This is a genomic window from Leptospira venezuelensis, assembly GCF_002150035.1.
Classification (GTDB): Bacteria; Spirochaetota; Leptospiria; order Leptospirales; family Leptospiraceae; genus Leptospira_B; species Leptospira_B venezuelensis.
The window spans coordinates 1,085,649-1,098,153 of record NZ_NETS01000010.1; the positions used below are offsets into that span (position 1 = coordinate 1,085,649).

15 protein-coding genes and 1 riboswitch are annotated in these 12,505 nt (G+C 38.4%); of the genes, 3 read left to right on the forward strand and 12 right to left on the reverse strand.

Annotation, left to right across the window (positions count from 1 at the left end; genetic code table 11):
• Positions 1–107 precede the first annotated feature (107 nt).
• Positions 108–257 carry a hypothetical protein gene (locus B1C82_RS20695; RefSeq protein ID WP_008594055.1) on the reverse strand — a complete coding sequence of 50 codons (150 nt, stop codon included), beginning with the start codon at positions 255–257 and terminating at the stop codon, positions 108–110.
• 155 nt (positions 258–412) lie between these two features.
• Positions 413–1,351 carry a cation diffusion facilitator family transporter gene (locus B1C82_RS12290; protein WP_086447841.1) on the reverse strand — a complete coding sequence of 313 codons (939 nt, stop codon included), beginning with the start codon at positions 1,349–1,351 and terminating at the stop codon, positions 413–415.
• A 94-nt stretch (positions 1,352–1,445) separates the two neighbouring features.
• Between B1C82_RS12290 and B1C82_RS12295 the strand changes: the two genes are divergently transcribed.
• A complete protein-coding gene (locus B1C82_RS12295) occupies positions 1,446–2,057 on the forward strand; it encodes a uracil-DNA glycosylase (RefSeq protein ID WP_086447842.1) in 612 nt (203 codons plus the stop codon).
• Positions 2,058–2,117: 60 nt separating this feature from the next.
• Here the strand turns inward: B1C82_RS12295 and B1C82_RS12300 are convergent, their stop codons facing one another.
• From B1C82_RS12300 to B1C82_RS12310, 3 genes are all read right to left on the reverse strand, one after another.
• Entirely contained in the window at positions 2,118–3,044 is a 927-nt protein-coding gene (locus B1C82_RS12300; protein WP_086447843.1) for an alpha/beta hydrolase, read from the reverse strand.
• A 14-nt stretch (positions 3,045–3,058) separates the two neighbouring features.
• Positions 3,059–4,123, reverse strand: coding sequence for an alpha/beta fold hydrolase (locus B1C82_RS12305; RefSeq protein WP_086447844.1), 1,065 nt, complete (start codon positions 4,121–4,123; stop codon positions 3,059–3,061).
• Between the two features lie 78 nt (positions 4,124–4,201).
• Positions 4,202–4,906 (reverse strand): fatty acid desaturase family protein, encoded by a 705-nt coding sequence (locus B1C82_RS12310; protein ID WP_234008289.1) that lies wholly within the window; start codon positions 4,904–4,906, stop codon positions 4,202–4,204.
• Between the two features lie 232 nt (positions 4,907–5,138).
• Here B1C82_RS12310 and B1C82_RS12315 point away from each other — a divergent pair, with 232 nt between their 5' ends.
• Entirely contained in the window at positions 5,139–7,523 is a 2,385-nt protein-coding gene (locus B1C82_RS12315) for a PAS domain-containing sensor histidine kinase (protein ID WP_086448591.1), read from the forward strand.
• Here B1C82_RS12315 and msrA read toward each other — a convergent pair.
• Positions 7,517–8,047 carry a peptide-methionine (S)-S-oxide reductase MsrA gene (msrA, locus tag B1C82_RS12320; protein ID WP_086447846.1) on the reverse strand — a complete coding sequence of 177 codons (531 nt, stop codon included), beginning with the start codon at positions 8,045–8,047 and terminating at the stop codon, positions 7,517–7,519. The genes B1C82_RS12315 and msrA overlap by 7 nt on opposite strands.
• Before the next feature lie 118 nt (positions 8,048–8,165).
• On the opposite strand from msrA, the gene B1C82_RS12325 reads away from it, so the two are divergent.
• The gene (locus tag B1C82_RS12325) at positions 8,166–8,603 is read left to right on the forward strand and encodes a DUF1564 family protein (RefSeq protein ID WP_086447847.1); all 438 of its coding nucleotides are present in this window, start codon (positions 8,166–8,168) and stop codon (positions 8,601–8,603) included.
• Between the two features lie 13 nt (positions 8,604–8,616).
• Here B1C82_RS12325 and B1C82_RS12330 read toward each other — a convergent pair whose 3' ends face one another.
• The 6 genes from B1C82_RS12330 to ppnP form a co-directional block, all read right to left on the reverse strand.
• Positions 8,617–9,036 (reverse strand): cyclic nucleotide-binding domain-containing protein, encoded by a 420-nt coding sequence (locus B1C82_RS12330; RefSeq protein WP_086447848.1) that lies wholly within the window; start codon positions 9,034–9,036, stop codon positions 8,617–8,619.
• A gap of 1 nt (position 9,037) precedes the next feature.
• A complete protein-coding gene (locus B1C82_RS12335; RefSeq protein WP_086447849.1) occupies positions 9,038–9,568 on the reverse strand; it encodes a Crp/Fnr family transcriptional regulator in 531 nt (176 codons plus the stop codon).
• A gap of 100 nt (positions 9,569–9,668) precedes the next feature.
• The gene (locus B1C82_RS12340; protein ID WP_086447850.1) at positions 9,669–10,193 is read right to left on the reverse strand and encodes a hypothetical protein; all 525 of its coding nucleotides are present in this window, start codon (positions 10,191–10,193) and stop codon (positions 9,669–9,671) included.
• Positions 10,194–10,383: 190 nt separating this feature from the next.
• Positions 10,384–11,091, reverse strand: coding sequence for a universal stress protein (locus tag B1C82_RS12345; protein ID WP_086447851.1), 708 nt, complete (start codon positions 11,089–11,091; stop codon positions 10,384–10,386).
• Positions 11,092–11,183: 92 nt separating this feature from the next.
• Positions 11,184–11,312, reverse strand: a riboswitch (cyclic di-AMP (ydaO/yuaA leader).
• A 90-nt stretch (positions 11,313–11,402) separates the two neighbouring features.
• The gene (locus B1C82_RS12350; protein ID WP_086447852.1) at positions 11,403–12,095 is read right to left on the reverse strand and encodes a TMEM175 family protein; all 693 of its coding nucleotides are present in this window, start codon (positions 12,093–12,095) and stop codon (positions 11,403–11,405) included.
• 41 nt (positions 12,096–12,136) lie between these two features.
• Positions 12,137–12,451, reverse strand: coding sequence for a pyrimidine/purine nucleoside phosphorylase (ppnP, locus tag B1C82_RS12355; RefSeq protein WP_008595637.1), 315 nt, complete (start codon positions 12,449–12,451; stop codon positions 12,137–12,139).
• Positions 12,452–12,505: the final 54 nt, after the last annotated feature.

Sequence of the window (12,505 nt, forward strand, 5' to 3'; positions counted from 1 at the left end):
TGGACGAATGGTTGATTCTGAAAAATGAAAGCCCGGTTTCGGAGTACCGATCCGGAAATACACGGACCGACTTTATTAAGTCGGTCTTAAGAAAGATCAGTAGCGGATTACTTTTTAACCAGTTCTTTCAGGATTTCCTGTTTTTTCTGGTCCTTCTGAAATTCGTTTAATACCAGCCACTCACGTTTGATTTGTTTCTCGTTAATACCTTTTGCTTCCGCGTATTTTTTGAGAAGTTTAGCTGTTTTTTGGTTCATACCAACCAAAATCCGGGTCGTTTCCCCACTGTCAAGTATAGAAGGTCCGTTACTGCGGGGAAGGGCTGACTCGTGAGGGTAATGCGGTTTTAAGCGGCGGATTATGTCTCTTTAAGATATCGCACTAAGTTGTAGGAGCTCCTACAGCTTAGTCATCAACATTCTTGGTAAGGGCATTCGGTGCCTGCGGGTTCAACTTCCACAGTTGCATGAGGGATATGGAATTCTTTAGTAATATTGCGGATCTTTTCTTTTAACTTCTGAGCTTGCGCGATAGAAGTTTCCTGAACACCAACATGAAGAGTAAGAACATGATAATCTCCATCCATGGACCAAAGATGAAGATCATGTACGGAGCGGACACCTTTCAATTTCAAGATACGGCTTTCTAATTCTTTTGTATCGATCCCTTCCGGAGAAGATTGAAGATGTAAAAGAAGTATCTTTCGTAAATTACGGAAGGATTGGATCCCGACCCAAAGTGAGATCGCGATAGATAACAGAGGATCTACCCAAGACCATCCGAATAAGATCAAAGCAATACTTCCGAAGAATACTGCAACCCATCCGAGTACATCTTCCAGAAGATGAAGAAATGCAGTCTTTGCATTTAGTCCGGAACTATTCTTTAATTTGAATAATGCCGCTCCGTTAACGATCACACCTAAAATTGAAAGACCTAACATTCCCCAACCATTCGGAGAACCTGGCTCGTTCAATTTAGTAATAGCAAAGAATAAGATCCCGAAAGATCCTAAAAATAGAACAAAAGAATTTACTAATGCAGCAGAAAGACTGAGTCTCCTGTACCCGAATGTGAAGGTTTGGTTCCTTGGTTTTGCAGCGATCTTTTGAAAGATCCAAGCAAGAGCTAAGAAGCCGCTGTCTCCCAGATCATGAAGAGAATCGGAAAGGATTGCCAAACTTTCAAAAAAATATCCACCTACAAATTCTATTCCCGCAAATCCAAAGTTTAATAAAAATGCGAATAAAAAAGCCCTGGAGTTTTCCGGCATTGAAGATGCATGAGGATCTCCCGAATGGGAATGAGAGTGTCCATGATGATCATCGTGAGAATGATGATGCCCTTGCATGAATCTAAAATAATGAAAGTATCAAAATTCTTCCAGTACCTTTTTTAGAAATTGGTTGCAGGATAACGGGTTCTCTTTATCGATAAGAGCTGGTATGAGTGAATCTTCAAAAGAACAAGAGCTTGAGATCATTGCAAAAGAAGTGGCGCCTTGCGTTCGATGCAAATTGAGTTCGACTCGGACCCAAACTGTTTTTGGAGAAGGGAATCCAAATGCAGATATTATGTTCATAGGAGAAGGTCCAGGCAAACAAGAGGACCTGACCGGCAGGCCATTTGTAGGAAAAGCAGGAGAATTATTAACTAGAATTATAGAAAGGGGGATGGGAGTTTCCAGAGACAGTGTTTATATCGCGAACGTAACTAAATGTAGACCCACCGTAGATCTAAAATTCGAAAAAGACAGACCTCCTGAGGATGACGAAGTAATCGCATGTTCCCCTTTTTTACTCAGGCAAATTTCCGTCATACAACCAAAGGTGATCATTACTTTAGGAAACCCTTCTACTAGATTCATTTTGAGAACGAAAGAAGGGATTACAAAACTCAGAGGGCATTGGGCAGATTTTCACGGGATCCCTGTTATGCCTACTTATCATCCAAGTTATGTAATTCGCAACGGTGGCGAGAATAGTCCTTTAAAAAGAGATGTTTGGGAAGATATAAAAAAGGTCTTGGACAGATTGGACTGGAAACGTCCTGGATGAAATTTGCTTTTTACGCGATGTTGGAGTTCCAACATCGCATTTCAAAATGTGAGTAATGTATTACTCTCCCTTCTTCTTAGCTAACCAATCTGCGATCTTTTGATAGATATCAGAAGGAGCAGACTCATGTGCGAATAAGGAAAGATGATCATAATCTATTTTTCCACCGTTATCACGTCCTGCTTCCAAGAACTGAGTGAATCCTTTTTTTCTGCGATAAACTGGATGGATAGATTCTGAAGTAGCAATATTATCTAACTTACCAGCGACAAATAAAGTTGGGAAATCCATTAACTCAAAGTCCGCCCAAACTTTTGGATTTTCCTCTAATGAAGGAAGATAATTCCATAATGTTTGATAAAGATATAATGTTGTAGGATTGTCTTCGTCCAAAGAAATAAATCTGGAACAGAAACTATCTTTGTTTTTACAAGAATTGGAAAGGTCAGTTCCGAAACGTTTTTCTTTTTTCATATCGTCTATGAAACTATCATTATATTTATAATCCATCCCCGTTCCCAAAAAGAAAACCTTAGAAATTGCAGGATCTTTTTTGGATCGGATAAAATGAAGGATCGCTTGGCCTCCGACTGAGACCCCACCTAAAATATAATCTTTACGATTGCTTAGTCCTTGTACTTGAGAGACTGCCTGAGGTATGAGCTTTTCTCCCACTTCTTTCAGATCTAATCCAGGATATACTTCGAAATGTAAAAGGAAAACGGAGAATCCATTTCCGCTCAGAACTCCGATAAGTCCGTTGTAATCTCCAAGATACAAAGACTTTTTATTCACAAGGATCGGATCCAAAAGTAGAATAGGAGGATATTCGGAACTATGTTTTAAAAAGTTCGTGAGATATACATTAGACGCTATATTTGCGGTTTGATTCTTGAAGGCTTCTTCCGTGATCACTGCATAACGAGTGCAGGAAAAAAACAGAAAAATGGAAAATAAGAAAAATATAATTTTATTTTTGAATTTCATTTTATGATCCAGAATTAATTTCTTTTGTTCAACCAGTGGATGATAGTCGGAAATACTTCATCATCCGCCTTCTTTCCAACTACTAGGTCAGTATGGCCATAGTCTTCTGAAAAACCTTTCCCTTTCGAAAGTACGAATAAGGTTTTATCTGCAGAGCCTAATTGGTCGTAAACATATCTGAGAGAATATGTGAATCCTAGTTTGTCCCTTCTGCCCGCGACTAACAGCACAGGGATCTTAATATTTCCGAAAGCTTGTGAATAAATGAGTTTGCCGTCTTCTGAACGGAAATGCCCTGTTTCTACGATCTTATCCATCTGTCTTGCTTCTCTTTTAGAAACAGTGGCGATGGAGTCGGTAAAGATACCGGAAACAATTTTAGGATCTATATTTGTTTGGTGCCAAAATACTTCTTCGAAACTTCTTTTCGGAAAAATGGGGAGTCCTGTTCCTCCTCTGACCTGGGACCAAGTTTCAGTCGGAACTGCAGGCCACAGATTTAAAGCCCAAGTAAAACTAGACCATAATTTTAAAGCGTCTGATGGAGGATCCATGATCGCAGGAGAGCCGATCGCAACAAAGTTAGCCACTCGATTCTCTCCTAAACTTCCGAGTCTTGCGTATTGGAGCATACCTCCCATACTATGACCGATCCAGTTTACTTTTTCTTTGCCTGTAGCTTTGAGAACATATTGGATAGCAGCATCTGCATCTTGTTTTATATAATCATCGATGGAATAATCAAAAGTTTTATCTCCCCAGAATAAGGAAGGAGACCCGGCTTCTTGTTTTCCTCGTAACTCTAAAAGCCAAACATCATATCCTTCTTTTTGAAGATTAGCCACTATGGATGACTTTTCATTGATCTTAAGATAGATACGATTCGCTATGAATCCGTGACAAAGTATCACAGGATATTTTTTATTAGTGGTTCCTTGCAGAGGAGGAAAATGTTCGAGAGTGATGTCCCAACCATCTGAGGTTTTCGGATGAAGGATCTCTCCTTTTAACGCGATATTCGCGGAACAAGAAACGATTAGCGGTACGCATACGAAGAATGCGGAAAGAAAACGAAGCATACCCGCGATCCTCCTCCTTGCCGAAATGGAATCAAGGAAAATTCAAAACTAAATTTCAAGTAAAGAACAATGTTCGTACTAACCGATGTGTAGAAAATTTAGAAAGGAGTCCACCGACTTCTTTATAGTAGGAAAGAATCGGATCTTATGCAGTAGAGGATTCCACCAACCTGTGGTGATACAAAAATACGTATCATATGGAGCAGTATGATGTATTTTATGATGCTCGGGAGAAAGTATCCAACGCTTTTTTTGCATGTATTTGATAAGTTTATTTGGCTCGTCTTGGTGGGCCCATTTATGGATCTGATTGGTAAAAAAGATCCCGACCAGAACGAGTATCCAGAATGTTCTCGCCCAAGGAAAAATCCCATCCTCTATAGAAGCAAAAAAACAATACAAAAGAATGGGAAGAGACACTAGACAATTATTTCCGTTAGTCTCCACAAAATCATGTCGAGTGATCCCTTTTGGGTCTACATGATGATCTCTAAAAGGAAAAATAAAAGCAGGTCCAATATAAGGAGTGAATTCGTTCCCGAAACTATCTCCCAAAAAATGAACAAAGCCGGAAAGAAAGTCTGCGGTAATATAAGCTAAGAATAAGAGAGCTACAAGTTCGGCTAAGAAAATCCATGGAGAATCCTTTAAGACCGACAAGGATAATATTCCGAACTCATACAGACATAGTCCGGCAAAAACTAAGAATAAAAGTATACTTAGAACTTCCACTAACCTGTGGATTTTAAAAGGAGAAGGGAATAAAATTTTCAGGAAGTTCATGGTTCTCATTTATAGCCTAGGTCCCGATTTGCAAAATTTTTTTACCTGATCTCTTTGCCTAGGCAAAAAAATGATCCTTATAAAACCGATACATAAGAGATAGATCGGTTAAGAATTTAGATATTTCGGATTAACGGAATGTTCTCGTACCCTTGAATTTTATTCGGATTTTTAAATCCTTCTTTTCAATCCCGAATAAGAAATTCTTATTTGAATGTTCACGGCAGTAAGAATGATTTTACAACGTCTTAAAAGATCGATTTCTCCCCCATTGTCAGCAGACCCCGAAAAAGACGTTTCGATCAGACTTCTTTATGGTCTGATGTATGTCACTTTCGCAGTAGCAGTTTTATATCGGATACTTCATCCACTTATTTCTGAAAAACCGAAGAACGCGTATTACTCTTTCTATCTCATTCCAACTGCAGTGATCATTTGCCACCTTCTCGCAAAATCGGGAAGGATAAAGCTCGGCGCACATATCATGATCTTCTTACAATGGTTGGCTCTTTGTATTGTATCAATGAGAGAAGGTGGAGTCTATGCCACATCATTCTCTCAATTTATGATCATTATAGTGTTGGCATCTTTGATTCTAGGACAGGGCGGAGCATTATTCTATGCACTTCTCTCATTCTTCACAGGGCTTTTAAGTATTTATTTGAAATCAAAGGGAATGATACCTGCTCCAAATTATCCTACTGGAGAATGGTCTGCATTTATAGGGAATTCCGTAGGTTTATTTATGTCTTGGATCCTGATGAAATTTGGTTTATCAGGATTATCTAAAATACGAGAAGAATTGTCTAGAGCTCAAATCGATGCCAAGTTAGGAGCGATCACTTTAAATTTGGAAACCAAAGAAGTGACTTTATCCAAAGAATATCGCATCATGCTCGGAAATAAGAGCGCCAAAGAATCTATTACAATTCATATGAATAAGTTCATTGAAAAGTATGTGGAAGGCGAAGATAAAGAAAGGATACCGGCAATACTCGCAGAAGGTGCGCAATATTTTAGCGATCCGTCTTACGTTACTGAGTTTATTTTTAGAACAAAAGGAGATGACGGCAAGACCAGATACATTTTGGCCAAGGGAAAATATAAAGATTCTATAATGGGTTATGGAACTGGCCAAGATATTACGGAAAAACATATAGCCGGCGAGGAGATTAAAGCAAGTCAGGAATTATTTTCTAAAGTATTCAAACTAAGTCCATATGCAACTTCCATTTCAAATTTCGAGGATGGAAAATATGTAGATATAAATGATGGATTTACCGAATTACTCGGTTACACCAGAGAAGAAGTGATAGGTCGCACTAGCATTGAATTGGGGGTCTGGTTGCATCCGGCTGAAAGAGATTCCTTTAAAGAAAAGATCAAAAAAGACGGATTCTTATATAATGAAGAAGTAACATTTAGGGCCAAAGATGGGCGTTTGCTGCAAGTGGAGTTTTCTACTAGATTTGCGATCATCGACGGAGAAACCCGTATGATCAATATGGTGAAAGATATTTCTTCCAAAAAAGAAGCAGCAGAATTAAGAGTTTTGAATAATGAAATCTCTGCTCAAAACGAATTGATTGCAAAACAAAAAGCAGAATTAGAATCCACACTTGATTATCTTCAAAAGACGCAAAACCAACTGATACTTTCTGAAAAGATGGCTTCGCTTGGACAGTTGGTTGCTGGGATTGCACATGAGATCAATAATCCGATTGGAGTGATCCGAGCAGCGAATGAATCTGTTAAAAGCCATTTTGATCGCGTCTTGGATAGAATGCAGGAAGCTGCTTCTGTCTTAGAAAATCTGGGTAATGATGCAAAGATAGAATTCCAAACCTTATTAAAGAAGGGAAGGGCTTATCAAGAAATTATTCCTCCTAAAGAAGTACGAGCTAAAACTAAAATTTTAGAATCTAGATTTAAGGAACTTGGAATTCCAGAAGCCAGAAATTTAGCGGAAGGTTTAGTAGAGGCAGGATTGGAAGATGCGTTAGAAGATTTTCCAAAACTATTCATCGGAGAAAAAATCCAACAAGTAATCCAGTATGCATTGGATGAGATCCAAGCGAGTAGAAGTTCCAAATTGGTGGATATGTCGGTAGATAGGACTTCTAAAATAGTATATGCGCTTAAGAACTTTTCTCATTTCAGTAATGGTGGACCGAAGGCCCCCGTTGATATTAGAGAAAGTATAAATACAGTTCTTACAATCTATCAAAACCAATTGAAATCAGGAATAGAGATCATAAAAGAATATGAACCAGAAACCCCTGTTGTCCAAGGATATTCAGATGATCTATTACATGTCTGGACCAACCTGATCTATAATGCTGCCCAAGCGATGGGATTCAAAGGAATCCTAAAAATAAATGTAGGCGGTGGAGGGGGGAAGGACCATATCTGCGTCAGAATTTCGGATAACGGACCTGGAATTCCTGAATCGATCCAAGAAAGAATTTTCGAACCATTCTTTACAACTAAAGCTCCCGGAGAAGGTTCCGGATTAGGCTTAGACATTGTAAAACGTATCGTGGAAAACCACGGAGGATCGATCGGATTCGAAACTTCTCCCAAAGGCACAGCGTTCTTAGTAACTTTACCTCAATGAGTTTTCTTTTTTAGGAATTTCTCTATTTTAGGACGGATCACATAATGACAGTAAGGCTGTCCTGGATTCAGTCTGAAATAATTTTGATGATAATTTTCCGCGGGGAAAAATTTCTCTAAGGCCACAATCTCTGTTACGATAGGAGAGGCAAATTTGGGTCCTGCTTCTGTTCTGGAAGTTTCTGCAATTTCCTTCTGAGTTTGATTTTCATATAAAATGATACTTCTGTATTGAGGCCCTTCGTCGTTACCTTGTTTGTTCCTTGTAGTTGGATCGTGAGCTTCCCAAAAAATTTGCAAAATGTCTTTATAGGAGATCTTAGTTGGATCAAATCCTACTCGGATCACTTCTGCATGACCCGTAAGTCCCGTACAAATTGATTTATAATTTGGTGCAGGATCATGTCCTCCTGCATAACCGGAGACAATAGATTCTACACCATCTACCAATTGATAGATCGCTTCGACACACCAAAAACATCCCCCACCTAAAATTGCATATTCCAGATCTTTTTGTTCTGACATCCCATCCTCCTCTATTATTAGATTTGATTCCGGTCAGAAAGTCAAATTGCGGAAACATTTTTCCGAATTTATTCCGAAAAAACGTAAGCGCTAAACACGAAATGAGACCGGGACGGGTATGAAGTTCAAACTAATATTAAACCCCAAACCGATCAAAAGTAAATCGTGGAAAGCAAAGTCTCCCAGAGAATCTATGCCAGTTTGTACATTGATACTTCCAGATAAGTTATACAAAAATTATCTGAAAAACTGGCACGGGTCAAGGCCAGGAGCAACATGTCTGAAGGATTTGTTACAACTATACGGACCGGATTTGCAATTCCAAGAAAAACTAAATCCTGATTCAGCTTTAATGATGTACCAAAAAAAGGAAGGAAGGAGGCAAGCGGGCTGGAATCGTCTGAATTTTAGACCTGATCTGGAAGATTGGAATCTATTAGGGAATTATGCAAGAAAACACGGAGTTTCGAAGTGTTATTTGTTTACGTTTTTATTAAATAAATTCTTTTCGGATTCTCCTTCTTCGGAGGTTTCCAAAAAGAAGAAGGTGGCCTGATCGAAAATTACTCTTAACTTCGGATCGGATGAATAGGTTGTCCTGCACTTAATTTTGAGATTTCATCTTCTACAGAAACCAATCTATGGATTGTGGTATTTAGTAGTAGTGAGAAAAATTTAGGGTTTGTTTGTCCGATCCTATAGAACATTTCTTGATCCAAAATGCCTATCTTTGCTTTTTCAGTGATCACCCTTGCGGTCGCGGCTCTTGGCACATTATTGATCAATGCAATTTCTCCGAAAAATGACCCTGGCTCTAAATTTCGAATTACCCTTTCCTCTCCGTCATAAGACTTTCTGATTTCTAGAGAGCCGGTAAAAACAAAATACATCATTCCATTAGAAGGATCTTTCTCTTTAAAGACATCTTCTCCGGCTAGATAGGTTTTAACGGATACGTTATTGATGAACTCTAAAATATTGATTCCCATCTTATGATTCCTTATTTGCGGCCGCTTCGGCAGGAGTTTCTTCTTGAGTGGCCTCAGTTTTTGTTGCTTCTGAAACTTCTGTTCGTTTTTCGGCTACTGGTGCTTCTGAAGATTTAGATTCTTCTTCTTTTTTGTGGATCTCTGTATAAAGAGTTTCCAGTTTCATCTCTGCTCTATTCAGTTTTTCGAAAGTGTTTTTGAGAAGTAAAAGTAAGAATTGAGGACTGGTTTTTTCCAGTTTTTCGAAAACACCTTTGTTCAAGACTCCTAGTTTTGCAGAAGGAGAAAGAACTTGGACCGACATCGCTCTCGCTCTTCCTGAAATTAAAGCGATCTCTCCAAAAAATTCTCCAGGGAAAACTTCCTTAATGGATTTGTCTCCAGCATCAGGACGATTCTTGCTGACCATTAAATGTCCTTGAAAAAGGAAATACATGTTTCCGTCGGATTCTTCTCCTTCTTTGAATATGAAGGAATCTTTGGGATAAACCCGAGTAAAAACGCTATGAACGAAATCCAGAATGGTCGGCATGTTTTTTAAGACGGGAAAAAGCCTACATATCCAAACCAGATTTAAAATTTTTCAAAAATCGTTTTCAGCGACCTGTTCTAAAATGTGGTCCGACCTTGTTTCAGTCGAATCCATCCAAGCTTGCCAGCTTAAGAAATGAGAGCATAAAACTAATATAAACTATGATTTGAAATACTGCCGTAAAGATGAGATAGGCAGATCTGAATTTTAAACCAATCGTTCTAGTTAGAAAATTTTCCCAGGTTGCAACTAAGATAATAGGAACGGCCATTAGAAGTTCCGGTGTACTTATATCTGCTTTGAATAAACTTCCAACTTTAGAGCCAATTAAAAAAAGAACGAGGCTTAAAACGCTAAAAAGCAATGCTTCGAGACTTCTGTAACCTTCTTGGGCTACAGAAAAATTTTCTAAGAATAAATTCCGAAAAAACGCAATTCCTGCATTATATAAAATTAATACAGTAATTACTAACCAGATTAGTCCTACAATCTCGGTATTTGTAGCAGACGTTTGACTTCTTGCTATAGGAGAAGAATAGGTCATCACAAAAATAAATATTGATATTGCGGAAACTATAGATAGAACAAAGAGGATTAGAACAGGATTTAGAATTTTAGACTTCAAGTGCGCCTTCCGGTTTCGGAAAGGATCAAACTCTCTATATTTTCAGCAAGGAAAAGATAATATTATAAGGACAGACCACCTATTTTAAGTAAGGTGATATTACGCGAATAACGTTATTGAAAAATAGATCTGTTATTCTTATAAAAACGTTATACGTAGAGTATAGTTTTTTGAAACTTCGATCTTATTTTCAAATTCCCTTTCTTAAGATCAGAAAGGAGAGCCCTTTTCTATCCAGTAAAACCGAATGAAATGATTTATACGTACTATAATCCAAAATTGCCAGATTCTTTGTTTGGTCTGCGGCCGCGTTCAGAGAGAATGGGATCCAAGGTTTGAACTGATTGGCTTGGCCTAGACCAAACTCTGATTGATTCACTCCAGAAAGAACAGGGATCGGTTTTTCTATAAATGCAGAAAGACCGGAAGAGAATGGAAAAAGCGGAGCAGAATCCAAACCAGGAGAGTAGATGATCGGCTCTATAGGTGAGATAAGTCCGTTATCCGCAAGAACTGCAATATCAAGGTCGGATAAATGTCTGAGCACATCGCCAACTTTTCCACCTAACAAATCATCAGAGAATAAAGAGCGAGCGGCTCCTAATAGAAGCAAGTCGATTTCCTTACTTTTTGCAATCTCTACAATCCCTGGAACAATCCAGTCGGAAGGGAATCCTACAGTTTCAAAACTGAATTCAGAACCGGCAGCTTCTTCTCTAACTGCTTGGAAAATTTCATCTTCTTCTAATATAGGAAATCCTTCCGATTTGGATTCCACTGAAACGACGTGTAACGCTACTATAGAAAGATTCTCTTTGGATTTAGAGAATAGAGCCCTCGTTAGCCCGAAAAGTTTTGCTCCCATCTTGGGATTGGCAAACGAAATTAGAACTTTCATTTTCGCCTCCTAGGTTATAATTACCCCGGAACTATTTCACTGGTTGAAAAAATCCCAGGGTCAGAATGAGCCGGGAAGATTGGAAGGAACTCCTGTCTTCTCTCCATGCTTACGAAGTTAGCTGACGGGCTAGGAAAGAGAGATTTCCCCCGTAAGAAACGGTTAGCCCCAAAAATTGGTTCCTCCGCTCCGATTTCTGTCGGATTAAGCAGACTCGCAAGGAAGTGTAGCTAGAAAAATGAATTTGTCAAGTAGTAGATTGAAGTGTTTATGGGCCGACTATAAGACAAACAAATGAATTCAGGATTCTTTTAAGCTGGTTTTCTTTTTCGAAATAACCAAGTTGTCGGAACCAAATACATTAGTATCAATATCACAAAGCCTGCGATACTCAACCACACGTTTATGAAAGCAAGAATAGTTACAAAAGAGTAAATATAAGGGCCTTTTATAAAATGTTTAGAGATCATTTCAATTTCTGCAATATCAGCATCAGGATTTCTGAGATATTCTTTTTTAACTCCATATCTCCAGACTAGATTAAAGGGAATTCCACCTAAAGCAATCCAGCCACCGTAAATCAAAGCTGCAATTTTGGAGTTTTCATTATCTAAAAGAATATATTCTCCTAACATTTCTGAACAAAAGGGGATAATGATTATGTTTAATAAAAGTAAGTTATTTAGGATGGTTAAGTTATGATCCACATACTTTACGTATCTGAAAATTGTATGGTGATTTGTCCAAACAACTGTGATGATCATAAAGCTAATCAAAAAACTTAAATAAGCAGGCCAGGCTTCTCCCAAGGCAACTAATAGATTTTTAGAACCGATCTGCTCTGGAGTTGGGATCTTTATTTCAAGCGCCATTAGAGTTAATGCGATAGAAAAGATTGCGTCACTATAAGCAACAGTCCGTCCTGATTCTGTCAAAACAGGAGAAGGTTGTGAGATTGCGATAGTCTCTGTTTGCTTTTTTGATTTAGTTTTTTTAGCGGCCATCTTTTTCCTAAAAGCCGAGTTCCCCCGGCTTTATCAAGTCATTACTTAATATAGGAACAGCAATAGTCGCTCAGTTTTTTAACATTCAGTTTGAATTTGGAATTTGCAGGAACTTCAAAAGATTGTCCACCTTTGATTTCTTTCCATTCAGGATTTCCAGGTAGTTGGACCAACAGATCTCCATCTAGAATTTCCATAATTTCTTTATCATCAGTTCCGAATTCGTATTCTCCTGGCATTAGGATACCTAGGGTCTTCTTTTCTCCGTTAGAGAATAATACAGTTCGACTGGTGACCTTACCGTCAAAGTATACATTCGCTTTTTTAATTACTGTTACGTTCTCGAATTGTTGCATTATAGAATAGCTCCGAAACTAAAATTTAGTACGGAGCTTAGAACGATACCAAAT

Coding starts and splice junctions, on each gene's coding strand:
- B1C82_RS20695 (WP_008594055.1), bottom strand. CDS start 257: ATGAACCAAAAAACAGCTAAACTTCTCAAAAAATACGCGGAAGCAAAA.
- B1C82_RS12290 (WP_086447841.1), bottom strand. CDS start 1,351: ATGCAAGGGCATCATCATTCTCACGATGATCATCATGGACACTCTCAT.
- B1C82_RS12295 (WP_086447842.1), top strand. CDS start 1,446: ATGAGTGAATCTTCAAAAGAACAAGAGCTTGAGATCATTGCAAAAGAA.
- B1C82_RS12300 (WP_086447843.1), bottom strand. CDS start 3,044: ATGAAATTCAAAAATAAAATTATATTTTTCTTATTTTCCATTTTTCTG.
- B1C82_RS12305 (WP_086447844.1), bottom strand. CDS start 4,123: ATGCTTCGTTTTCTTTCCGCATTCTTCGTATGCGTACCGCTAATCGTT.
- B1C82_RS12310 (WP_234008289.1), bottom strand. CDS start 4,906: ATGAACTTCCTGAAAATTTTATTCCCTTCTCCTTTTAAAATCCACAGG.
- B1C82_RS12315 (WP_086448591.1), top strand. CDS start 5,139: ATGATTTTACAACGTCTTAAAAGATCGATTTCTCCCCCATTGTCAGCA.
- msrA (WP_086447846.1), bottom strand. CDS start 8,047: ATGTCAGAACAAAAAGATCTGGAATATGCAATTTTAGGTGGGGGATGT.
- B1C82_RS12325 (WP_086447847.1), top strand. CDS start 8,166: ATGAAGTTCAAACTAATATTAAACCCCAAACCGATCAAAAGTAAATCG.
- B1C82_RS12330 (WP_086447848.1), bottom strand. CDS start 9,036: ATGGGAATCAATATTTTAGAGTTCATCAATAACGTATCCGTTAAAACC.
- B1C82_RS12335 (WP_086447849.1), bottom strand. CDS start 9,568: ATGCCGACCATTCTGGATTTCGTTCATAGCGTTTTTACTCGGGTTTAT.
- B1C82_RS12345 (WP_086447851.1), bottom strand. CDS start 11,091: ATGAAAGTTCTAATTTCGTTTGCCAATCCCAAGATGGGAGCAAAACTT.
- B1C82_RS12350 (WP_086447852.1), bottom strand. CDS start 12,095: ATGGCCGCTAAAAAAACTAAATCAAAAAAGCAAACAGAGACTATCGCA.
- ppnP (WP_008595637.1), bottom strand. CDS start 12,451: ATGCAACAATTCGAGAACGTAACAGTAATTAAAAAAGCGAATGTATAC.